We start from the raw sequence: 22,625 nt of genomic DNA on the forward strand, positions 1-22,625 counted from the left end.
TCACGGCAACTGAGAAGTAAGCTGCCCCTCGCTGATAAAAATTCCTGCACCGGCCTGGGTATCCCATCTGCATGGTGGCGCGCATATCAATCTATGCGCAGATAAGTTTGGCGTACGACGACCGGGTCACCACAATTGAAATGCCACCACTCACTGTTGATACCGCGATAACCGCCATGGAACATGGCTTGCCGCAGGATATTACGATGATCAAGGTGATCCTGACTTATTTGCCCGTCTGCCAGCATTTTCTGTTCCAGTACCGGATGGGATTTTTCTTCCATCGCATCAAAGCCACTGCCCATCTCCAGTTCCTTGCCATCGGCATCGATCAGCGTGACATCGACCGCCATGCCAAAGGAATGGATGGAACCGCGCGCCGGGTCCGCCACATACATGCGCAGGGGCGTGCCATCCAGATGTTGCCACAGCATTTCCTGGACACGGTGGGGGCGCAAGGCATCCAGCACCAGAATACGGTAAACGGGGTAATGGTCGCGCAGCCAGTGGACGGCTGACTGCAATGCCTGTGCCGCTTCCCTGTGCAACCAACTGCAATCGAGGTTGCCATACAAGTCGCGCCCAACAAAATTGTCGGCACCAACATAGCGCAAATCGATGACGATACCGTCTACGGTATCGAGCCGGCAAAAATCCGGGTGATCAGCAATGAATTCACAACGCACAAAGGCTCCATACAACAGAGTTTTTCATACTGGCAGCATAGGGATAGTCCCCCTCCCCTGCCAATGAAAACTTACCGATAACATATAACCAGAAGGAATAATCATTTTCGTGCTTTTCCTACTGCCGTCCAACATCTTTTTACATTCGCGATTTACAGCCACTACTTAAGCGCCTTGTTACGTGCTGCTACATCAATATCCAGGTAACGCCAGTTGGTAAAGTCTACCGGATGTCGATAGTAGTTTTGCAGCCAGGCTTGCGACAAATCAGCCGTAACCGGATGGATACGCGTCACCCACGGCGTGTAGCCATGCATGAGTTGCGCCATCTGGCGGTACAGGGCGGTACGTTCCGGCGAATCACTGAGACGTATTGCCTGCTCATATAATTTGTTGAAAGCCGGCAGGTTAAAGCGTGCATAGTTGGCTCGACCTGCATTAGGACCATACAACAGCTGGTAAAAATTCTCTGCATCGGGAAAATCAGCAATCCAGTTGGCTTCGGTCATCTGCACCTTGCCCAGGCGGGCAGCCCGTATTATTTCCGAATGCTTGTCCGTCTTGAAAGTGACGTGGATACCGAGTGCATCCAGATTCTTGCGCCAGACTTCGTCGCGCAGGCGTCCAGTGGTACTGGCCAGGGTATGCATCTGCAATTGCAGGGGCAGGCCATCCGGCAGGCTGCGGTAATGATCAGCACCACGTTTATAGCCAAACTTATCCAGCAGGGCATTCGCCAGTTTCAGGTCATATTGCACCGGACTTTTATAGGCAGCATCATAGCCCAGTACATTTGGCGGCAGAGCTGATTGCGCCTGTATTGCCAGGCCCTTTTCCATGAGGGCGATATCTTCCCGGCTGTCATAGCCCAGTGCAATCGCGCGACGCAGGGCAATTTTTTCCGGGGTATAACCACCTATGACCGGATCTTCCATATTCATCCACATGTAATAGGTTTGCAAGGGGGTGAACAGGGACAGGTGCACGCCTTGCTGCTGCAGCGCGGGTTTCAGCTTGCCTTCGTCCAGCACCATGTTCGACAAGGGGGCCGGGACCTGTTCCAGGTAATCAAATTCATGATTCAGAAATCCCAGCACACGCGACTGCTGTTCTTCAATAACCTTGATTTCAACCTTGCTGACCCGGGGCAAGGTCTGCCCGGCCAGGTCGGTCGCAATCTTGCGTGAAACCTCATCGTTACCCTGGTCCTTGAAAACCACTTTGCGGTATTGCGGATTGGCCAGCAATTCAATCCTGAAACTGCGCTGCCATTGCCCCAGCATGAATGGGCCGGTGCCCACCGGATGGTTGCCGGCCTGGTTAGGATAAGCCTCAAGCACTTCCCTGGCCACTGCACCCGTGGCGGTAGTCGCCAGGATAAACAGGAGATTGCTGTCCGGTGCATTCAGACGTATGCGCAAGGTATACCTGTCCAGGGTCTGCAAGCCTGGGATGCTGGCCTGCAGATTGAAATCCTGCTGCTTGCCGTCTTTGGCCGGACGCCATTTTTCATCCCCCAGCAACTTACCTTCGAACATGAAAAGCCAGGGCGATTTAACGGTGGGGTCGTACAAGCGCTTGATGCTATAGATGTAATCATCCGCCGTCAGTTCACGCGGTTTGCCGTTGAAAGCCGGATCGGGTGTGAAGAAAATACCCTGCTGTAAATGCAGGGTGTAAGTCTTGCCCTCATCCGTCACTTCGGGCATGGCTTTCAAGGTATTCGGCTTGAGCTTGAGTGGCCGCGCCAGATAGTCATAGCGCAGCATGGGTTCAAAAATATTTTCATTGATACTGACAGAAGGCACATCCGATGCAACAGCCGGATCCAGTGCGCTTTCGGGCGTGGTCACCAGTACCCGTAATATTTTTTCTGCGGCGGGTGCTGCTGATGTAACTGGTGCAGCATGCACCAAAGCTGCGACACTGGCAGCAGCCAGCGAAAAAAACAGGCTTGAAAACAGGCGACAATTCATGCACAGCCCCCTGACAAACTGGCCAGGCGCGGGTTCGGCATGGTCAGGTAAAACCATTCTTCACCAGGGCTGGCACCAGCATCGGGGAAGATAATGCGACCATCCTGGTCAGCCCTGAGTTCGCTGCCATCTGCCCTGATGGCGATCAGATCGCCCTGCTTCAATGCGTCAAAACTGCGCCATTCACGCACAAAACAATCATCCACATGGAATTTATCGATGACGTCATAGATTCTCAGTGCTTCCATCTGTGCCACCGGCCCGGGCGCCGGGCCGGCGATCACGCCAAGATGACGCAGGCTGTTGACAATGGCCTGGTAGCCGACTGCGGGTGCCTGCGGATCAAGATGCTGGCCACATTCCAGTGTCATCGCATAGCCACCGACAGAGCGCATGTATTCTGTGGTGCCGACACCAAACTGGGTATTCGCATTCGCCAGGGTTTTGGCGTCAGCATCATGGGCGAGCCGCTGCTGGCGGCGCTGCACACCACGTGCATAGGTACTCAGCCAGCCATCTACCAGCCGGTGTACGCCCAGACGCATGGCCATGGCCAGTTCATGTTTGGCGTAACTGAAGGATTCGAGGGGCGCACGGTTGTTTTCCGGCCCGATCAAAACAAAGGCCTCGCCCTGGCTGCGAAAGGAATGCAGGTCCAGCAAGACTTCGTGCTGGGCAAACAGGGGGCATAACCAGTTGGCGACATGATCTTCAAATTCTTTGACATCATTCGTAGGTATCAGGCGACGGTTCAGATTGCGTTCCCCTTCACGTTGCCCAAGTTGGTAAGCCAGTGGATTACATACCGGCACCAGGGTCACGCGGCCAGAAATCAGTTGCAGGATACCGCTTTCCAGTTCGCTGATGACGCGCCGGATGGCCTGGCTACCACAGGTTTCATTGCCATGCACGGCACCGGTAATGATGACGGTAGTTCCGGTCTGCGGCGACTGGAAACTAGTGCTTTGAAAAGCATAAGGATAGTTTGTTTTATTCATGGTTCATTCGGCTTTCTTGCCAAAAGCCGGGTCTACTTTAATGAGGGCCGTCACCACAAAGGTGGGGATGGCGGCAATACAGATCCAGACAAAAAAGTGCGAATAGCCCAATAGTTCCTGCAACCAGCCGCTGAACAGACCAGGCAGCATCATGCTCATGGCCATGAAGCCGGTACAGATTGCATAGTGGGCGGTCTTGTGCTCACCATCGGCAATCATGATCATATACAGGACATAGGCGGTAAAACCAAAACCATAACCCATTTGTTCAAAAGCGACGGCGATACCGATCAGTATGTCACTCTGGGGCTGCACAAATGCCAGGTACACATATACCAGATGGGGCACATTGATCGCCATTGCCATTGGCCACAGACAACGCTTCAGTCCAAAGCGTGCAATCAGCGCACCACCAGCCAGCCCACCCACGGTTAGCGCTCCCATGCCTATGGAGCCATAGATCAGGCCCACACCTTGTGTCGTCAGACCCAGTCCACCCTTGTCGACCGCATCCACCAAAAACAGCGGTGCGATTTTCACCAGTTGCGCTTCACCAAAACGATACAGCAAGAGGAAGGCAATGCTGATCAACACATTTTTCTTTTTGATGAACTTGCCAAAAATCGTCAGAAAAGTAGCGAGCACCTGATTCGGATCGCCATGCGCACGGTCACTAGCTGGCTGTGGCAAGGCATATTTATGATAAGCAGACAGGCTGATGAACATCACCGACAGCACGGCAAAAACCACGACCCAGCCCAGCCTGGGATTGCCGGTCAGGTCACGCAAGGTACCGGCCAGATACACCAGGACGCCCTGTCCGGTCAGCATGGCCATCCGGAAAAACATGCTGCGCACGCCGACAAATGCCGCCTGCTGATGCTGTTCCAGCGCCAGCATGTAAAACCCGTCAGAACTGATGTCATGAGTGGCGGCGCTGAAAGCCAGCAACCAGAACACCAGCAAGGTCGCCTGGAAGAAGCCAGGCATGGGTATGATCAGTGCCACCCCCCCAAACAGCGCACCGATCAGCAATTCCAGCGTGATGATCCAGAAACGCTTGGTCTTGTACATATCCACGAAAGGTGCCCACAAGGGCTTGATCACAAAAGGTAGGTAGAGTAAACTTGTATAAAAAGCAATATCCGAATTGGAAATATCCAGCTTTTTGTACATAATCACGGAAAGTGTCATTACGACTACGTATGGAATTCCCTGACTGAAATACAATGACGGTATCCAGCGCCATAATTCGGGCACCGGGGTAGCTTGCTTGCTGTTTACTATCTCGCTTGTCATTGTGGTCTTTTTTCTTGAAATCTGATCGTGAGCTAAGTTACAAGGCTGGTCTTAGAACCTGTTTGCGATCTGTAGCGAGCAAACGTACGTGCATCAGCGGGTGTAAGGGTAACAAAAACGCAGCGCAAAAAGCGGAATGTACTCAAGTACATGAGCATTTTGAGCAGCACATGAGCCCCGATCACGCGCGCGCAGTAAGATCGCAAACAGGTTCTTACGATACATGTTCCCAGTAAAGCGGGGAAAATACGATTGAAATTTTGCGGCGGGTTCATAGCAAAAAGTTATAACCCGGGTGCATCTTTTCATTCGTTGCCAGCGCCAGAAGCGCCCTATGATAAACGAACAACTGCACGTTATTACGATTCAGTTCAACGATGGCCCATCAATTTCCCAGGAATTTTCCGTTTATGCTCGCTGACATGGCATCTGACCGGCAGGAACAGGCGCCAGGCCAGGCCAAGCCGATCGCCCTGGGCATCGATGCAGGCGGCACGCAAACACGCTGGGCATTGGCAACCCAGGACGAACAGATACTTGCCAGTGGCACTGCCGCTGGCCTGACTGCACTACAAACCGATAACGCCGCAGGCATAGAAGCATTGCGCCAGATTTTTGCCGGCCTGGCAGCCACGGCGAGCAGCCATGGCCAGGTTGGCAGCATACGTGCCGGCATTACCGGTTTTGGTGGCGATGCCCATACCTTGCCAAACATACTAGCTGACAGCTTTGGCCTGGAAGACAACTGGATTTCTGTCAGCAATGACATAGAAATCGCTTACATGGATATTTTCAAACCCGGTACTGGTTACCTGATCTATGCAGGCACTGGCTCCATCGCCGCCTTTATTGATACCGAGGGAAAATTCCATCGTGCCGGTGGGCGTGGGTATTTGCTGGATGATGCGGGTGGAGGTTTCTGGATAGCCCGCGAAGCCATGCGCAAATTATGGCGTGCCGAAGATGAACATCCCGATCACTGGAAAGAATCTGACATGGCGAAACGCCTGTTTAAACTGATAGGCGGTAATGACTGGAATGCCTCACGCGATTTCATTTACCACCGCAGCCGCGGTGATATCGGCAAACTGGCACTGGCAGTTGCCGCCGCCGCCAATAACGACCCTGTAGCCATGGACATATTGCAAAATGCCGGCAAAGAACTGGCGCGCCTGGGCCAAGCCATGTGTACCCGCTTTGGCAATAAACCGATCGCACTCAGCGGCAGGGTACAGGAACTGCACCCTGCCATCGTTGAATCCCTGCGCACCCATCTGCCGCCAGAAGTCAGTCTGCGCCAGAGTACCTGCCAGGCCCATTTTTCCGCAGCCAGACTGGCTGCCCGACAACTCAAAAACAGACTATGAAAAAAACTAATCTATATAGCTTGATGGCAGTCCTCAGCATCTTCCTCAGCGGCTGTGCCAGCACAACCGTGAATACTGCAACAAGCATCAACACGGCCCCCAAGCCAGCCATCAAAGCAGCAGAGCCTTATATTGAAAATGGCATAGACAAAAGTATTTTTGCCAAAAGCCAGGAAGAGCGCGTGCAGTTCCTCATCCTGCATTACACCGCCATCGATCAGCCTACCTCACTGCGCGTGCTGAGCGAACAGGGTGTCAGTGCCCACTATCTGGTCGGTGATGAAGACCCCATCAAGGTCTGGCAACTGGTGCCGGAAAACCGCATGTCCTACCACGCCGGGCTGAGCGAATGGAAAGGCTATAGCCGCCTGAATGCCAGCTCCATAGGCATAGAAATCGTCAACCAGGGCTTCAAGGATACGCCTGAAGGCCGTATCTACTTCCCCTTCCCGCAGGCGCAGATAGACCGCGTCATCACGCTGGTGAAAGATATCTCTGCCCGTTATCAGATACGCCCTGAATACATACTCGGCCATTCTGACATTGCGCCACAGCGCAAATCCGACCCAGGCCCGATGTTCCCCTGGAAGCAATTGGCCGATGCCGGTTTGATACCCTGGCCCCAGCCAGAAGAAGTCGCCCAGCGCATGCCCGCCTTCGAATCGCAGTTGCCGGACGTAAAATGGTTCCAGCAAAAGCTGGCGCAATATGGTTATGGCATCCCGCAGAGTGGTGTACTTGATGCAGCGACCCGCAGTGTACTGGTCGCCTTCCAGACCAAGTATCGTCCAGCAAAATTTGATGGCACACCTGATGCAGAAACCGCCGCCATGCTCGATACCCTGCTCGCCAATCTGAAAGCCAAATGAAAATGGCTGGTAGCTTCGTCATTCCGCCGCAACTGATACAACAACGTGGCCTGATTGAACAGGATGAAGCACAGGAATTGGTACTGGCAGAAACCGGTGAAGATGGCAGGGAATATTTACTGACCCCTGCCGCCAATCAGGCATGGCAAGCCATGAAAACCGCCGCCATGCAGGATGGCATCGCCCTGTTGATGATATCGGCCTTTCGCAGCATCGCCAGGCAAACCGACATCATCCGCGACAAACTCGCTGCCGGCATGGTATTGCAAGATATCCTGCTGGTATGCGCACCACCCGGCTACAGCGAACACCATACCGGCCGCGCCATCGACATCGCCACACCGGAAGACCCGGAACTGGAAATTTCTTTCGACACCACTCCAGCTTTCGCCTGGCTACAAGTCAACGCCAGCCGCTTTGGCTTTCATCTGTCTTACCCGCCAGGTAATAGCAGCGGGTTTCAGTATGAGCCTTGGCATTGGTGTTATGCTGATTCCTGAAACTAATTAACCCTTAAGCTCGGGAAACCCTTGATAAAATTTTTCATATTCAGGGTTTACGGATTCACCACGTAGTAACAAACCTTTTGGTTCAATATAGCTATAAATTGATCGTACCGGTTTTTCATGCCAGGCAATATTGAACGCACATAACTTTGGGAAAAATTGGAGCTCGGCATAGGGTAAATGATTGTGAATCAATACGCGAGCGCTCGCCAGTCCTCACCTTTTTGATAGCGATCTGCAAACCATGGTACTACTATGCAAGCCATCGCGCCTTTATTGCCATTACTATCAACATGATCCCAAATGTGGCCCGCGAAATTACTTTCGTTGGAACCGCAACCATGCCCTTTTTCATTACCAAGCGCATTAATTGCAGGTGAACGATATGCAGATCGCACGGCCATTCTGCCAAAAGTATTTTGCAAAGGCTCCAATAATTCTTCACATAATTTGCGTCCCACTTCTATAGCAAGATCAGGGTCATCTGGTATGTTTGGCACCCCATAAAAATTACCTATTTCACTGTACAAAAAATCGCGCATGAAAAATGAGCTGGATAATTTTTCGCGGCCAAGATTTTCAAGGCTTGCAACAGATTTTGGAGTGCGCATTTCGATATCGCTTTCAGGTGAGATGGAGATCAAGCCCGGCATTGGGTGACAATGAATATTGTCAATTATACAACCACATGATAATCTATATTCATGCGCAAAATATTCCGCAAAACATAGTAGTTATGTCATTAAAGATGCTCACTGGCAAGTGATTATGATTTACAATATATCCATTGCCAATATTGCATCTACCTATTCTCCATTTCAGCAAAAGTAGCTCCGGCATCAAAGCCTCCACTTTAATTATCCTATGCCAATGAATTTGATACGCTTCAGCCTGTTCGCCGTCTTTATTTCCTGTCTTTCTTCTGCAGCCGCTCAACAAGATAACTTCAGTATCAATTCTTTTACCATCAAAAAAAGTGACGCGATGTCCGTCACTGTTGAAGTGGATTGCAATAATGATGGATCTAAAGGGAGACTCCTTCTAGGCGCGTCCGTCAATTCGCGTGACGGCACAGTTCGCACATCCGAAGAGCAGCTTGACATTGTTCCTATAGGAAAAAACGTAAAAGTCGCAGCTTCATTCAGAAGACCACCTGACAATGGTGTTCAAAAAACAGATGTCTTGCGCCTTCATCTGATATCAAATAAAGAAGGCTCATTTTTGATTCGCAATTTTGATATGCCTTATGTGTGGGAGGCAACCAGCCTGCCAATCAACGAAACCGATTTAAAATATCAATATTGGCAAGCATTCAGATTAAATTTCGATGAGGGTAAATTTGCCGCGATCGACCAGTTGCTTGACAAACTCATTCGCTCTGAAATTACCGATACCTCGGGTACCTGGCAACTGTCGTGGTTTGATTCTGCGGTGAATATGGAATTCAGCGACAGAGATGACTCCGGCAAACTGAAACGCATTCAACAATGGAAAGTTGTAAATCCCAAATCAACAGGAATTCCTATTGCGGAAGCAACATACTGGAGAGGAGCGGCCTGGCGCATACGCGGCAATCAGGCGAATGTCAATGTCGATCCATTTGCGTTGAAACTATTCAAGCAACGAATGGATGCAGCAGAGCTTGCATTATCCAAATCAAAGAAATATGCCTCTCGCAATCCTACGTGGTACGAAATGTACTTATTGGTAAGCAATGAAAATGGTAAGAGCCTGACATTCTCGGAAAATTTATATCAAGAAGCGATTAAACGTCATCCACGCTTTACTAATCTGTACAAGGAAATGGCTTTGATTTATGCCCCTCCATATGGCCTGGCTGATTGGGCAAAAGTGGAAAAAGTGATAGAAACCGGGGTCAAGAATATCACCAATAGCGACGGCGCTATCATATATGCCACTATTTATCAGTACATAGCCTCGCGTCAGCAATTCGAATTTGATATTTTCCGGGACAGCCTCGCAAGCTGGCCAAGAATCAAACAGGGCTATGAGCATATGTTGGCGAAAACCCCGAACGCAAAATTGTTGAACGAAATGGCAGTATATGCTTGTCGTGCAAATGACAAAGATACCTTCAACGACCTGTGGACGAAAATTCAGGGGAAACCGGAAAAAACCATTTGGCCTGCTAACTATACGCCAGATATTTGTACGTATCGCTTCAAAGAAAAAATGTAAATCACATCAATTTTTCAAAATACACCTTAGCTATAACAATGAAATCATTTCAAGCTCAATTCACCAAAATTCTTCTGACTGTTGCACTGACATTACCTGCTTTCGTCCATGCAGAGCAGGACTCGGCTCCCGTCTTCGTTGATCCATTTTCTCAGGTACCAAAAGGAAAATGCATTTCTGGAGCACGTGAGAGGGATGGGCCTGAAGCCTTTGCCCATCTGGCAACTTTATTGGCACCAACCGCCAACGCTTCCGCCAAAAATGCAGTAGACCTCATGGGATATATTCGTGATTGGGATTCTCCTGATTGCACTTTCAATGACGGTCGCCCCAAACTGTCTGCTTTGTTGAGCATCTTATCAAGTGCATTTGACAATGCACCAGATAAGGAATTAAAGCTGCAAAGAATTATGGAGTTAAAAGCTACGTATCCCAATTCTCCATTGGGTGTGTTGGCGGAAGCGAACTATTGGTCGTCTTATGCATGGCATGCAAGAGGACATGGGTACAATTCATCCGTTACCCCTGAGGGTTGGCGTCTGTTTCATGAACGCATGGAAAAAGCCGAACAGGTTTTGACAGAAAATAAGGCTGCCGGCGATGTCTTGCCTAACTGGTATGAATTGATGCTGGAAGTAAAAGGTGCATTGGGACGATCAGAAGAAGACAGAAGCAAGATTTTCTACGAAGGAGCAAAAAAATATAAGACCTATCTGCCACTATATTTTCAAATGGCCAATTTTACACAGCCTTTGTGGGGTGGTAGCTGGAAAGCAGTTGATGACTTGGTGACCTGGTCAGTCAACAATACTAAAGATACGGAAGGACAAACCTTGTATGCCAGAATTTATTGGTCGGTAGGGCAAAATCTGGTTTACAGGGATAATTTGTTTGCCGTCTCTATGGCAAAATGGCCCAAAATGCGTGCCGGATTTGAAGATTTGATGACCCGTCACCCCAAGAGCAAATGGAATTTAAATAACTTTGCGATGTTCGCCTGCCATGCGGGAGACAAAAAAACTTTCCTGAGCTTACGCAAAAAAATGGCCGATGACATTGTGGATAAAGCATGGCCATCGACCGTTTCGCTGGAACTGTGCGAAAGCAAGTTCGGCTATAAAAAATAAGTTGCAAGCCAAGGTACCCGGCATGTCAGAGCGCATCTCATGGAAGCACATGCGCTCTGACACATCAAGGCAATTTTAGTCAGTTTCAATCCAAAGTCTGCCTGTATCTTTTCAATGCCAACACTCCGGCCAGTAATAAAAATACCAGCATGGGCCATAGTTCGGGCAAGAGCTGTCCTGCATCATTCCCCTTTAACAAAATTCCGCGAACGATACGCAGGAAATGGGTCAAGGGCAGCGCCTCACCCAATACCTGCGCCCATTCTGGCATGGCGCGAAAAGGGAACATGAAACCCGACAGTAGCATGGACGGCAAGAAGAAAAAGAAGGTCATCTGCATGGCCTGCAACTGATTCCTGGCGATGGTGGAAAAAGTGAAACCGACCGCCAGATTGGCCAGGATGAACACGCCTATCATCGCCATCAACAGACTGAAGCTGCCCACCATAGGGACTTCAAATAACAGGAATGCCGCGCTGATGATAACGGCCAGTTGGATATACCCCATCAATACATAGGGCAGAATTTTGCCTACCATGACTTCGGCCGGGCGTACCGGTGTTGCCAGCAGGTTTTCCATGGTGCCGCGTTCGCGCTCACGTGTCATGGCGAGTGAAGTCAGCATCACCATAGTCATGGTGAGTATGGTACCGATCAGGCCGGGCACGATGTTGTAGCGTGACAGTCCTTCGGGATTATAGCGACGGTGTACCCTTACCTCATACGCCGATGAGCCGGTCTGTAAATAGCGCAATGGGCCGGTCAGGTCATATTGCAGGGCCTGGGTGGCAATCACGTTCAGCGCAGCGATGGCATTGCCGGATGCCGAAGGATCAGTCGCGTCCACCGATACCAGCAAAGCAGGTTTTTCACCCCGCACCAGTTGTTGGGTAAATTGCGGCGGTATCACCAGCAGGAATTGTACTTTGCCAGTTTCCAGCAGGGCTTCAGCTTCTTTTTCACTTTGCCCGACTGAATCGACGCGGAAGTAGCCCGTGTTTTGCATGGCGACCACAAAACTGCGCGCCATGGGGCTATTGTCTGTGCTGACAACCGCCGTTGGCAAACCCTTGGGGTCGGTGTTGATGGCATAACCAAACAGGATGAGCTGCAAGATGGGGATACCGACAGCCATGCCAAAGGTCAGGCGATCGCGCATCATTTGCTGAAATTCCTTGATGAAGATGGCAAACATACGGGCCCAGGAAAAACGCTTCATGCGCGCACCTTCTGCCGTAGGTCATCTTTCGAGAAATTATCAGGTGCGCTGGCAATCAGGCTGATGAAGACATCTTCGAGGTTGGCTTCGGATGCAGATATCTGGATGGCAGCCTGCTTGCTGATACTGTCCAGCGCCTGCAGCACCAGCACCTCATCCTGCCCGGCCACATGCACGGCATTACCAAAGGCAGCAACACTCAATACTCCCGGCGCTGATTTCAACGGTGCCAGCAGGCTACCCAATTGCTCACCCTGCACTGTCCAGACTTTGAGTTTGGAATCGCGAATGATTTCCTGTTCGGTACCGCGTGCCAGGATTTTTCCGTAAGCGATATATACTAGTTCATGACAGCGTTCTGCTTCATCCATGTAATGCGTGGAGACCAGAACGGTAATGCCCTGATCAGCCAGCAGATGAATCTGGTCCCAGAAATCACGGCGCGCCTTGGGATCTACACCGGCGGTAGGTTCGTCCAGCAATAGCAGGCGCGGCTCATGGATAAGGCAGGCCGCCAGCGCCAGTCTTTGCTTCCAGCCACCAGATAGTGAACCAGCCAGTTGATGCTGGCGTGCCGTCAGACCCAGCCTTTCCAGCGATTGATCGACTGCATTTTTGCGGGATGGTAATTCAAATAAGCGGGCGACAAAATCCAGGTTCTGGCGTATCGACAAATCATCATATAAACCGAATTTTTGCGTCATGTAGCCTACCTGCCGCTTGATTTTCTCTGCTTGTTTGATGATGTCCAGGCCCAGGCAAGTGCCGGTACCCGCATCAGGAGTCAGCAAACCGCACAGCATGCGTATGGTGGTGGTCTTGCCGCTGCCATTCGGCCCCAGGAAACCGCAAATGCGGCCTTTGGCAACCTGCAATTCGACCTTGTCGACGACAGCACGCCCGCCATAGGATTTGCTCAGGCCATGGACGTCGATGGCCAACTGGCCCTGGTCACTGGCGGTACTCACTGTGCCTTCCCTGCAGCGCCATTACTTAAACTCAAGGGACTGAGGCTGACATCCAGCGGCTGGCCCGGATGCAGCAATAAGCGCGCGGGCTGATCTGGTATGGCTTCTACCATGAAGACCAGTTTGGCTCTTTGCACATTCGAATAAATCACTGGCGGTGTATATTCAGCCTTGCTGGCTATGCGCGAGATATGGGCTGGAATAGCCGCACCACAACCATCGCAATTCAGCCTTACTGCCTGGCCGACAGTGATGTTGCCAAGCTCGGCCTCGGGCACAAAAAACCTGGCCTTGCGATTTTCTGGCGGTAACAAGGACAGTACCGGCTGGCCGGCCTGTATGTATTCCCCCTGACGGTAAAACACTTCGGCTACCAGAGCATTCGCTGGCGAGACCTGATTTTTTTGATCGGAACGCCAGGCGGTCTGGCGTACCACCTCCTTGGCGGCGTCGGCACTGGCCTGCACTGCTGCACGTTCATCAACCCTTGCCGGCAAGCGTGCCACGTTCACGGCGGCGTTTAGTTCGGCCACTTTCGCCTCGCTCAGTTTGAGATTGGTCCGGGCGTCATCAATACGCGATTTCGACACAAAACCCTGGTTCAGCAATTGTTGCTGGCGTGCCAGTTCCTGTCTTGCCAGCGCAGCCTGGGCCTGGGCGCTGACAAGCTGGGCCTGGCTGACAGCAATCTCTTCGCTGCGCTTGCCTTTTTCAGTATTACTGGCCTGCGCCCTGGCACTCAGCAAACGCGCCTGCGCTTCATCACGTGCCGCATTTTCGACTTCTGCATCCAATGAAAACAAGGGAGCATCCTTGCTCACTTGCTGACCAGCCTGGACCCTGATCTGATCCAGGCGGCCACCCAGCGGGGCCGAGATATAGACGTAATCTCCTTCTGCATAACCAGACCAGCCCGTCTCAATTTTACCCTTACAGGCGATCATTAACAGCGGCAGGCTGCTGAGTAAAAGGATATGCAGAATATTTTTTATGCGACAGAATTGATCAGTCATAGTTCACATCCTCTTTGCTTGCGGCCAGGGCATACAGGGCGCGGTTGACACGGTCAGCAATGCCTTCATCACTCAGCACTTGCTGCAATGGCAGTTGCAATATGGGGGGTACAAAACCTAGTTCCAGCGCACGTGGTGCCACCAGCATCGGGGCAGCGACACTACCCATGAGAAAAATCAGGGCCAGCATGGGCGCTTGCATGGCAAGTTCGCCTGCCTGCATGGCTTCCATGAGCAGGCCGACGATCAGTTGTACATGGCGTGATCCATTTTTTTGCAGAAACTGTGTGACGACGGTTTCTCCCATGCTGGCATCGGTCCAGACCCGCCCTATCCAGCTGCCATGCTCACGTAATAAACGTCCCAGCAGGCACAGGGCCTGGCGCAGGCGTTGCGTTGGTGAACCGGCATGATCGACCTCGGCCTGCAACTGCACAAACATTTCTTCATACATGGTTTGCAGCAACTGTGCCAGGTAATTGTCCTTGCTGCGAAAGTGATAATGGAACATGCCGACATTGACACCTGCGTGTTCTGCCAACAGGCGCAGGGACAGACCGCTACAGCCGTACCGGGCGAATAGTACCCGCCCGCTTTGCAGCAGGACTTCATCAAGTTGTTGCGAGGGGCGTGCCATGCAGTTTCAATTCCACTATTATTATGCAGTTGACTAATAATTGGAGTTTGCAATCACCAGACCAGCATGTCAAGCACCATTTTTAAGCACTTGTGAATTTGCAAAGCCAATTTGTAAAAACCGAAGGGGGTGGATTGAGGGTTAAAAAAGCGCCTGGGCAGGGAGCACAAAGTCATTCTCAATTCGTCCGCTGCATAGGCAATCTGAACCAGTAAAACTGCATTTCGTCGCGTTGCCATGGCGAGTGATTCTGCAAACAACTACAGTGCAATCACTCCCACCCGAATTGAAAGGAAATATCATGAACATCACCGCAAACATGGACGCCGTAGTCATCGCTACCATCGCCCTGGTCATGCTGAGTAATCTCTTGCGTGCCTTGATCGCTTAAGGAAAGCAGATCATGCTGACATTTTTGATCTGGCTGGCTTTATTTGTATTGTGCTGGCCACTGGCATTGCTAGCGCTGGTGATTTACCCGGTATGTTGGTTACTGCTATTACCATTCCGGATACTGGGGATTGCTGTTGACGGTGTGTTTGAATTGCTGCGCGCCATCTTCCTGTTGCCAGCCCGCATGCTGGGAAATCGCCCCTGATGCGCGTCGCCAACGACCAGAGATGCGATTAATGACCAATCAGCTAATGGCCATGATTGAATAATTCGTGCAACTCTTCAAAGCGGTCTTCGACATCGTCTGCCGATAGCCCCAGAAACGCACAGGCTGCTTCTCCGCCTTTTTCCCACTCGCAGGAAAATTCCTGTCCATGGTATTTCTGTATGCCGTATTCGGCCAGCACAGCCAGCGCGATCAGGCATTTCACTGATTCTTCAGTGCCTGGGTCATCCAGCACATCATAATCATGATGCAACAAAATGGCCATCGATACGCTTTCTGGCAAACCCCAGGTACGCGCCATGAGAGAGCCGATAGCAGCATGGGATGTGGTATGACGCCGTTCTTCAAGGGCAGTGAAACTCTGGTCTGCTTCCTTATTGGCAAGCTCCAGTGTTTCAGCGTAATCCGGAAAACGTTCCAGCAATAAGGGGATGCCAATATCGCAAAACAGACCAAAAGTATGTGCCAGATCACCGGTGCAGACACGCATGCGGCGTGCCAGCTGTGTCATGGCTTGCGCCCGCTTGGTAGAAAAATCCCAGAACTTGATCAGCGATACTTTTTCCACCTGCAGGCTTTGCCGGGCAATAATACCGGTCATCAAATTACCGCACTGCGTGATCCCCAGCAAACTCACCGCATGCTCAACCGACTTGGCTTTCAGGCGTAAGCCGAAAAATGAGGAATTGGCCAGCTTCAGCAAAGATGCCGACATGGCAACATCATTGGCAATGATGGTCGTCAGCCTGAGCGGATCAGGATCTTCCACCGCCAGTTCCGCCTGCACGTCTGCCAGAAGACTGGGGCGAGGCGGGATGCGTATGGTCTTGATCAGCGCATCGACAGATTGTTCGGTAGTCAGCCTGGGGGCTGCCTGGGCGGCGGAGCTTGTCATAGGGATACGTCAGAATGGATTACGCTTAGAACGTGTTTAAGATCTGTAGCGAGCAAATGTACCTGCATCAGCGGGGTAAGGGTAACAAAAACGCCGCGCAAAAAGCGGAATATACACTAGACCATGCGCATTTTGAGCAGCGCATGAGCCCCGCGTGGACTCCGATTGCGCACGCGCTTAAGATCATAAACAGGTTCTTACAACTTGCATTGTAAACGCAAATGATTGCCGGATAGAAAATCCATGCTGATTTTTCGCCCTCCCGGATATTTTATGCAAGCTATTTTATTTGAGCGGAATAGGCGTGCTGTGGTCTACCGCCACCGCAGTCACACTATTCTTGGGTGAACCGTCTATCAGTTTGTCAGAATAAGTCAGATATACCAGCGCGTTGCGTTTCTGATCCACCATGCGCACGATGCGTAATTTCTTGAACAAAATCGACAGGCTCTGGTTAAACACTTCTTCCTGCTGCTTCATGGGGCCAGGGAAACTGATAGGCCCAACCTGACGGCAGGCAATCGAGGCTTCTGCCTTGTCTTCTGCCAGCCCCAGGCCACCGCTGATACCGCCGGTCTTGGCGCGCGACACATAACAGGTCACGCCGTTGACTCTGGGATCGTCATAGGCTTCGACCACGACCTTATGGTCGGGGCCGATCAGCTTGAAGGCGGTATCGACACTGCCTACCGTTTCGGCATGAGCGGTCCATGTCAACAAGGTCAATGCACTGGTAAGCAGGGCACGATTGAGGTGTGAAAGTTTCATATTCTTTTCTTTCCGTAAAGTGGTGAAAATGACATACGCCTCATCGATATCTGGCTTATTGGTTTTTATTCAAGTGGGAATGGCTTCTTCCATAAAAGAAATAGATCGCAATTGCCACTGCCATCCAGATGAAAAACACGTGATAGGTTGTCGGCGGCAAGTCCTTGAGGATATACAGGCTGGCCACTATGCTCAAACCTGGTATCAGGTAGGGCCCAAAAGGTACGCGGAAACCGCTGGCACCCTCACCAAGACCCTGACGGCGGATGACAGGCACCGCCACCGATACCACCATGAAAGCCACCAGCGTGCCCATGCTGACCATATCCCACAGGAAGGTGGAATCGACCAGACCGGCAACAATACCCACCAGCAGGCAAACAATAATGGTATTGCTGACAGGGGTACGGGTGCGCGCATGCACGCGCTGGAAAGATGCTGGTATCAGGCCATCCTTGCTAATCGCAAACAGGATGCGGCTTTGGCCGTAGATGGTCACCAGGGTCACGCTGAATACCGAAATCACGGCACCTGCCGACAACACCAGCGCCGGCCAGGCTTTGCCGGTCACATTTTGCAAAATAACGGCCAAACCAGCTTCTTGCCCTTCAAACATCCTGGCCGGCTGTGCCCCCACTGCAGCCACCGCCACCAGCAAATAAAACACCGTGACCACGATCAGCGCCACCATGATACCCAGCGGCACATTGCGCTTGGGGTCTTTGACTTCAGCACCGGCAGTTGCCACCGTATCAAGGCCAATGAAAGAGAAAAACACGGTACCGGCAGCAGCAGTCACCCCGGCCATGCCTGCCAGGCCCTTGCTGTTATCGGTATTAAAAAAGGGCGTGAAGTGTTCGGCATTGAAACCAGAGAAAGCGATGATGACAAAGAAGGTCAAAATCACCAGCTTGATCAATACCATGACAGCATTCACCGTGGCCGATTCCTTGGCACCGCGCAGCAGCAGGAAGCAACAAATAGCGACCAGTATCATGGGCGGCAGATTGAACTGACTGGCATGGATTTCTACCCCGTTGGCACCGGCCACGATCATGGGTGAGCGCAACATTTCAGGTATGTGCCAGCCCAGGGCATTCGCCAGGAAATTATTCAGATACGCCGACCAGCCTATCGCCGTTGCACTGGCAGCCAATCCATATTCCAGCAAAAGACAGGCAGCCACCACAAACGCACCAAATTCACCCACAGTGGCATAGGCATACGAATACGACGAACCAGAAGCAGGAATCCTGGATGACAACTCGGAATAACATAATGCCGTCAAGCCGGCAGTGACCGCAGCAATCAAAAATGACAGAATCACGGAGGGCCCGGCTTTGGGCACGGCTTCCACCATGGTGAAAAAGATCCCGGTACCGATGGTGGAACCGACGCCTATCATGGTAAGTGCGAACAAGCCCAGTGAACGATGCAGGCTGTGGCCCTGGTCGTCAGTCACCTGTTCGCTATGATCGATCGGCTTGGTGCGGGTCAGTTGCTGCCCCAATGTTTGTTGTCTCAAGATAATCCCTTCTTCTTGTTGCAATAGGACTGCGGCAATGTCATGCGATGGCAATGGCGTCATTGCATGTGTGCCTGAGTAAATTAAGCTTAGTCAAGCCTGGTCAAGCTGCTCAATCGAAGTTCACCACCACCACGCCTGCCCGGGCAAATTGGCCCGCAATCCTGTCTTTATCATGTCAGCCACCCTTGGGTCGGCTGTTCTGGAAATGGAGCAGCATTAAACATGCCAGTCCGGTCCCGAAAATCGCAATCATAGCGGTAAATCCGTCGGACTTGATGGCGGATCGCTTATTTTTAGCGTGTTGTATAAACTGAATTTATACCCCGGCAGAACGGTGATACAATGCGGCCTCATGTCTGCCTACAGAATTTCCCGCTCCTGCTTTCACCACATCGTGCGTACAGTACTGTTGTTATATGTATTGACGCTGGGTGTCGCCATGGCATCGTCGCTGGTGAAATCTGACAGCATGAACCTGATTTGTACCAGTACCGGGTATAAATTCATCAGCCAGTCAGGGGCAACTGAAGAAGGCAAGAATGCCGGCAAGAGTATGACGCATTTGCTGGATTGCTCTTTATGCCTGGCAACTGCCCTGCCCCCGGTACTGCCGCAAATGGATGCCTTTATACCGCAGCATGCACTGTCTTACGCCACCCGCTCCATACCGGCAGCCCGCCTGGCAGCCATTGTTGCTGCCCCGCTGCCCGCACGCGGCCCACCTGTAGTCTAAAAAAACGATCCGGTTCAGCTGTAACAGTGTTTTTGACATTGCTACAGACTGCTTTGCGCTTTCCTTCGCAGTCCTTTTTTCTGACTACCCATGCCCAATTCCTTGACCAAGCTGCGTCTGCGCACCCTGAGTGCTGCGCTGATGACGGCTTTCCCCTTGTTGCCAGCCTTTGCCGCAGGTACCACTGACGATCAACAGCAAATGGAACGTGTCACCATCAATGGCGACCGTCCCTCTTCCCTGCCAAAAGAAATACCGACCACCATCGAAGGCATCAACGCCAGGACCATGGAACGTACCATCAATGCCATTGATGCTGAAGATGCACTGAAATACCTGCCCAGCCTGCTGGTGCGCAAGCGCTATGTCGGTGATTACAATCATGCGGTACTGGCGACGCGGGCATCAGGCACTGGCAACAGTGCACGTTCGCTGGTCTATGCCGATGGTATCTTGCTGTCCAACCTGCTGGGTAATGGTGCCAGCTTTACCCCGCGCTGGGGCCTGGTGACGCCGGAAGAAATCGAACGCGTTGATGTATTGTACGGCCCATTTTCAGCCGCCTATGCCGGCAACTCTGCCGGTGCAGTGGTGGATTACGTGACCCGCATGCCCACACAATTTGAAGCGCATGTCAAGCTGGTTGGTTTCAGTGAAAATTTCCAGCTATATGGCACGGACAAAAGCTATAGCGGCAAGCAATTGAGTGCCAGCCTGGGCGATAAACAGGGCGCGTTTTCCTGGTGGCTGAATTTGAATCAACTTGATAGCAATGGTCACCCTATCGCCTTTGCCAACAAACTGTTATCTGCAGGTGTCAACAGCAACGCAGGCACAGTCGTCAGCGGTGCCATCGCTGATAAAAATCCACAAGGCATGGACTGGTGGATACTCGGCGCAACCGGCCAGTACCATACCACGCAAGATCATGCCAAGATCAAGCTGGCGTATGACTTCAGCCCCACGCTGCGGGCCAGCTACACGCTGGGTTACTGGCGCAATAATATGAACAGTGGCGTCGAGAGTTATCTGCACGATGCCACTGGCAATGCCGTGTATAGCGGCGACATCAATATAGGCGGCAAAAAATATACCCTGGCAGCGACCGATATGTCGAACAGTAAAAACCAGCTCGAACATATTACCCATGGCCTGAACCTGAGAAGCAATACCAAGGGCGAATTTGACTGGGAAATCGCCGCCAGCCTGTATGACTACAGCAAGGACATAGCCCGTGCACCGACAGTAGCCATTCCCCAGGCAGATAACGGTGGTGCTGGCCGCATTACAGATGGCAATGGTACCGGCTGGAATACCCTGGCACTAAAGGGTATCTGGCGCCCGAACGCAGAACACACGACGGAATTCGGCTATCAGCGTGAAGCCTATCAATTGCGCACCCTGGTATCGGATACCGATAACTGGATCAGCGGTAATGCAATGAAACGCTTTTCTGCCTTCCAGGGTAATACCCAGTTGCAAAGCCTGTATGCACAAGATGCCTGGCGCATCAGTCCGCAATGGAAAACCATCGTCGGTGGCCGCATCGAACAATGGCAGGCAGATAAGGGGGCTATTGCCAATGCCAGTTCCAGCCTGAACTTTATCGACCGTAGCGAAACCTATTTTTCACCCAAGGCAGCACTCGCCTTCAAGGCCAGTGACGACTGGACCTTGAAAGCATCGCTGGGCCGCGCAGTGCGCATGCCTACCGTGTCGGAACTGTATCAGGGTACGATTTCCACCACCGCCATCGTCAACAATGACCCGACGCTGAAACCGGAAAAATCCTGGACCACGGAATGGACGGCAGAACGTGTACTGGATGAAGGCAAGGGCTTTTTGCGGGCAACGGTATTCCACGAAAGAACCCGCGATGCGCTGTATTCGCAAGTCAACACGCTGGTAACGCCGAACGTCACGAACATCCAGAACGTCGATGAAATTCATACCACGGGGCTGGAGCTGGCGTATCAGGCCAGCGATGTATTTACCCACGGCCTGGACCTGGCTGCCAGCCTGACGTATGCCGACTCTGTCATCACCAGGAACGACAAATTCCCGGCCAGTGTGGGTAAATGGCAGCCGCGTGTACCGGCCTGGCGGGCGAATCTGGTAATCAATTACCGACCGGATGAAAAACTCAGCACCAGCCTGGGCTTGCGCTATAGCGGCAAACAGTATGGTTCACTCGATAATAGCGATACCAATGCCTTTACCTATCAGGGTTTTTCCAGCTTTGTGGTGGTGGATGTACGGGTACGCTATCAGCTCGCCAGACAGTGGGCGGCATCGATAGGCATAGACAATCTGAACAACAAAAAATATTGGGCCTTCCACCCGTACACACAACGCAGTGTCGTGGGTGAATTGAAATTCGATTTTTAAATCGATACTTTGAAATATCGATACTTTGAAATCCAGGCTTTCAGGCATGGACAGCTTGTTTGTTTAGAACCTGTTTGCGATCTTACTGCGCGTGCGTGATCGGGGTTCATGCGCTGCTCAAAATGCTCATGTACTTAGAGTACATTCCGCTTTTTGCGCTGCTCTTCACCCCGCTGACGCTCGCTCGCTACAGATCGTAAACACGTTCTTACAGGACCGGGCTTTAGGTACTGAAATGCGCCTTGGCATAGGTTTCACGCTCCAGTTCCTGCACCTCGACACACAATTGCACATCCAGCCCTGACGGCCATGGCCCGGCATTGTTGATAACGGCGAGTACGCGTTCTGACAGATCACGTTTCACTTCGGTCGTGCGGCCTTTCAATATCACCAGCTTGGCATGCAGAAAAGCCCTTTCTGCATTGGCGGTACCGACGACATAGGTGTCAAAACGGATGGCCCGGCTTTTAATATCAATTTCCTTGAAATGATTCGTCGCCACCAGGGCAGTATTGATATCCAGCAGCAGTTCCCTGGCCTGCATTGGCAGATTGGCGGAGTATTCGATGGTGAAATGTGGCATAGCTGTCCTATATCTGTTCGTTCGATTATGGTCTGGCAGTTTTTGATTCTTTGCTGACTACTACAACTGTACCAGCATCAGCCAGAACTCACTTCATACGTAGGGATGAGTGCGAGCAAGGCGTAAGGGTAAGCCTTCTTGCAGCTAAAGCTGCCTTAGCAAGCGCGATGTGACACTACTGCGCAGCAATGCGCCCGCAAAGTGCAAATGCGGCCAGCTCCCGAAGGGTTTACCTCAGTACGCGCTC

At 51.7% G+C, this 22,625-nt stretch carries 21 protein-coding genes; 8 read left to right on the forward strand and 13 right to left on the reverse strand.

Annotated elements, in window-relative coordinates:
- Nucleotides 1-86: 86 nt before the first annotated feature.
- The 4 genes from ACO0K9_RS12725 to ACO0K9_RS12740 form a co-directional block, all read right to left on the reverse strand.
- Entirely contained in the window at nt 87-686 is a 600-nt protein-coding gene (locus ACO0K9_RS12725) for a M15 family metallopeptidase (protein ID WP_422985403.1), read from the reverse strand.
- 161 nt (nt 687-847) lie between these two features.
- On the reverse strand, nt 848-2,719 hold the full coding sequence (locus tag ACO0K9_RS12730; RefSeq protein WP_422985405.1) for an ABC transporter substrate-binding protein: 1,872 nt from the start codon (nt 2,717-2,719) through the stop codon (nt 848-850).
- The gene (locus tag ACO0K9_RS12735) at nt 2,659-3,660 is read right to left on the reverse strand and encodes a succinylglutamate desuccinylase/aspartoacylase family protein (protein WP_422985407.1); all 1,002 of its coding nucleotides are present in this window, start codon (nt 3,658-3,660) and stop codon (nt 2,659-2,661) included. The genes ACO0K9_RS12730 and ACO0K9_RS12735 overlap by 61 nt, the downstream gene beginning before the upstream one ends.
- 3 nt (nt 3,661-3,663) lie before the next feature.
- On the reverse strand, nt 3,664-4,959 hold the full coding sequence (locus ACO0K9_RS12740; RefSeq protein ID WP_422985409.1) for an MFS transporter: 1,296 nt from the start codon (nt 4,957-4,959) through the stop codon (nt 3,664-3,666).
- A 410-nt stretch (nt 4,960-5,369) separates the two neighbouring features.
- Between ACO0K9_RS12740 and ACO0K9_RS12745 the strand changes: the two genes are divergently transcribed.
- Genes ACO0K9_RS12745 through ACO0K9_RS12755 form a run of 3 tightly spaced genes read left to right on the forward strand, consistent with a single transcriptional unit; the run spans nt 5,370 to nt 7,695 of the window.
- Complete coding sequence (locus tag ACO0K9_RS12745) at nt 5,370-6,326, forward strand: N-acetylglucosamine kinase (protein WP_422985411.1); 957 nt, start codon at nt 5,370-5,372, stop codon at nt 6,324-6,326.
- Complete coding sequence (locus ACO0K9_RS12750; RefSeq protein ID WP_422985413.1) at nt 6,323-7,195, forward strand: N-acetylmuramoyl-L-alanine amidase; 873 nt, start codon at nt 6,323-6,325, stop codon at nt 7,193-7,195. The genes ACO0K9_RS12745 and ACO0K9_RS12750 overlap by 4 nt, the downstream gene beginning before the upstream one ends.
- Entirely contained in the window at nt 7,192-7,695 is a 504-nt protein-coding gene (locus ACO0K9_RS12755) for a M15 family metallopeptidase (protein ID WP_422985415.1), read from the forward strand. The genes ACO0K9_RS12750 and ACO0K9_RS12755 overlap by 4 nt, the downstream gene beginning before the upstream one ends.
- Before the next feature lie 197 nt (nt 7,696-7,892).
- On the opposite strand, the gene ACO0K9_RS12760 is transcribed toward ACO0K9_RS12755, so the two are convergent.
- Nucleotides 7,893-8,354, reverse strand: coding sequence for a hypothetical protein (locus ACO0K9_RS12760; protein ID WP_422985417.1), 462 nt, complete (start codon nt 8,352-8,354; stop codon nt 7,893-7,895).
- A gap of 211 nt (nt 8,355-8,565) precedes the next feature.
- On the opposite strand from ACO0K9_RS12760, the gene ACO0K9_RS12765 reads away from it, so the two are divergent.
- Together ACO0K9_RS12765 and ACO0K9_RS12770 are read left to right on the forward strand one after the other, a co-directional pair.
- Nucleotides 8,566-9,900, forward strand: a complete 1,335-nt coding sequence (locus ACO0K9_RS12765) for a DUF4034 domain-containing protein (RefSeq protein ID WP_422985419.1) — start codon at nt 8,566-8,568, stop codon at nt 9,898-9,900.
- Nucleotides 9,901-9,938: 38 nt separating this feature from the next.
- Entirely contained in the window at nt 9,939-11,027 is a 1,089-nt protein-coding gene (locus tag ACO0K9_RS12770) for a hypothetical protein (RefSeq protein ID WP_422985421.1), read from the forward strand.
- 85 nt (nt 11,028-11,112) lie between these two features.
- On the opposite strand, the gene ACO0K9_RS12775 is transcribed toward ACO0K9_RS12770, so the two are convergent.
- From ACO0K9_RS12775 to ACO0K9_RS12790, 4 genes are read right to left on the reverse strand one after another with little or no spacing between them, the layout of a single operon-like run.
- Nucleotides 11,113-12,246, reverse strand: a complete 1,134-nt coding sequence (locus ACO0K9_RS12775) for an ABC transporter permease (protein WP_422985423.1) — start codon at nt 12,244-12,246, stop codon at nt 11,113-11,115.
- Nucleotides 12,243-13,214: an ABC transporter ATP-binding protein gene (locus ACO0K9_RS12780; protein ID WP_422985425.1), complete on the reverse strand. Its 972-nt coding sequence runs from the start codon at nt 13,212-13,214 to the stop codon at nt 12,243-12,245. The genes ACO0K9_RS12775 and ACO0K9_RS12780 overlap by 4 nt, the downstream gene beginning before the upstream one ends.
- A complete protein-coding gene (locus ACO0K9_RS12785; protein WP_422985427.1) occupies nt 13,211-14,227 on the reverse strand; it encodes an HlyD family secretion protein in 1,017 nt (338 codons plus the stop codon). The genes ACO0K9_RS12780 and ACO0K9_RS12785 overlap by 4 nt, the downstream gene beginning before the upstream one ends.
- Entirely contained in the window at nt 14,220-14,864 is a 645-nt protein-coding gene (locus tag ACO0K9_RS12790) for a TetR/AcrR family transcriptional regulator (protein WP_422985429.1), read from the reverse strand. The genes ACO0K9_RS12785 and ACO0K9_RS12790 overlap by 8 nt, the downstream gene beginning before the upstream one ends.
- A gap of 403 nt (nt 14,865-15,267) precedes the next feature.
- On the opposite strand from ACO0K9_RS12790, the gene ACO0K9_RS12795 reads away from it, so the two are divergent.
- Entirely contained in the window at nt 15,268-15,462 is a 195-nt protein-coding gene (locus tag ACO0K9_RS12795; protein ID WP_422985431.1) for a hypothetical protein, read from the forward strand.
- Between the two features lie 43 nt (nt 15,463-15,505).
- Here the strand turns inward: ACO0K9_RS12795 and ACO0K9_RS12800 are convergent, their stop codons facing one another.
- The 3 genes from ACO0K9_RS12800 to ACO0K9_RS12810 all read right to left on the reverse strand — a co-directional run bounded on the left by ACO0K9_RS12800 (nt 15,506) and on the right by ACO0K9_RS12810 (nt 18,671).
- Nucleotides 15,506-16,378 (reverse strand): HDOD domain-containing protein, encoded by an 873-nt coding sequence (locus ACO0K9_RS12800; protein WP_422985433.1) that lies wholly within the window; start codon nt 16,376-16,378, stop codon nt 15,506-15,508.
- 285 nt (nt 16,379-16,663) lie between these two features.
- The gene (locus tag ACO0K9_RS12805; protein WP_422985435.1) at nt 16,664-17,146 is read right to left on the reverse strand and encodes a CreA family protein; all 483 of its coding nucleotides are present in this window, start codon (nt 17,144-17,146) and stop codon (nt 16,664-16,666) included.
- Between the two features lie 55 nt (nt 17,147-17,201).
- Nucleotides 17,202-18,671 carry an APC family permease gene (locus ACO0K9_RS12810; RefSeq protein ID WP_422985437.1) on the reverse strand — a complete coding sequence of 490 codons (1,470 nt, stop codon included), beginning with the start codon at nt 18,669-18,671 and terminating at the stop codon, nt 17,202-17,204.
- Nucleotides 18,672-19,068: 397 nt separating this feature from the next.
- Here ACO0K9_RS12810 and ACO0K9_RS12815 point away from each other — a divergent pair, with 397 nt between their 5' ends.
- On the forward strand, nt 19,069-19,407 hold the full coding sequence (locus tag ACO0K9_RS12815; protein ID WP_422985439.1) for a DUF2946 family protein: 339 nt from the start codon (nt 19,069-19,071) through the stop codon (nt 19,405-19,407).
- Nucleotides 19,408-19,497: 90 nt separating this feature from the next.
- Nucleotides 19,498-21,795: a TonB-dependent receptor gene (locus tag ACO0K9_RS12820; protein ID WP_422985441.1), complete on the forward strand. Its 2,298-nt coding sequence runs from the start codon at nt 19,498-19,500 to the stop codon at nt 21,793-21,795.
- Nucleotides 21,796-22,018: 223 nt separating this feature from the next.
- Here ACO0K9_RS12820 and ACO0K9_RS12825 read toward each other — a convergent pair whose 3' ends face one another.
- Nucleotides 22,019-22,378: a 5-carboxymethyl-2-hydroxymuconate Delta-isomerase gene (locus ACO0K9_RS12825; protein WP_422985443.1), complete on the reverse strand. Its 360-nt coding sequence runs from the start codon at nt 22,376-22,378 to the stop codon at nt 22,019-22,021.
- Nucleotides 22,379-22,625: the final 247 nt, after the last annotated feature.

The organism is Undibacterium sp. Ji50W (genome assembly GCF_049340445.1).
Lineage (GTDB): Bacteria > Pseudomonadota > Gammaproteobacteria > Burkholderiales > Burkholderiaceae_D > Undibacterium.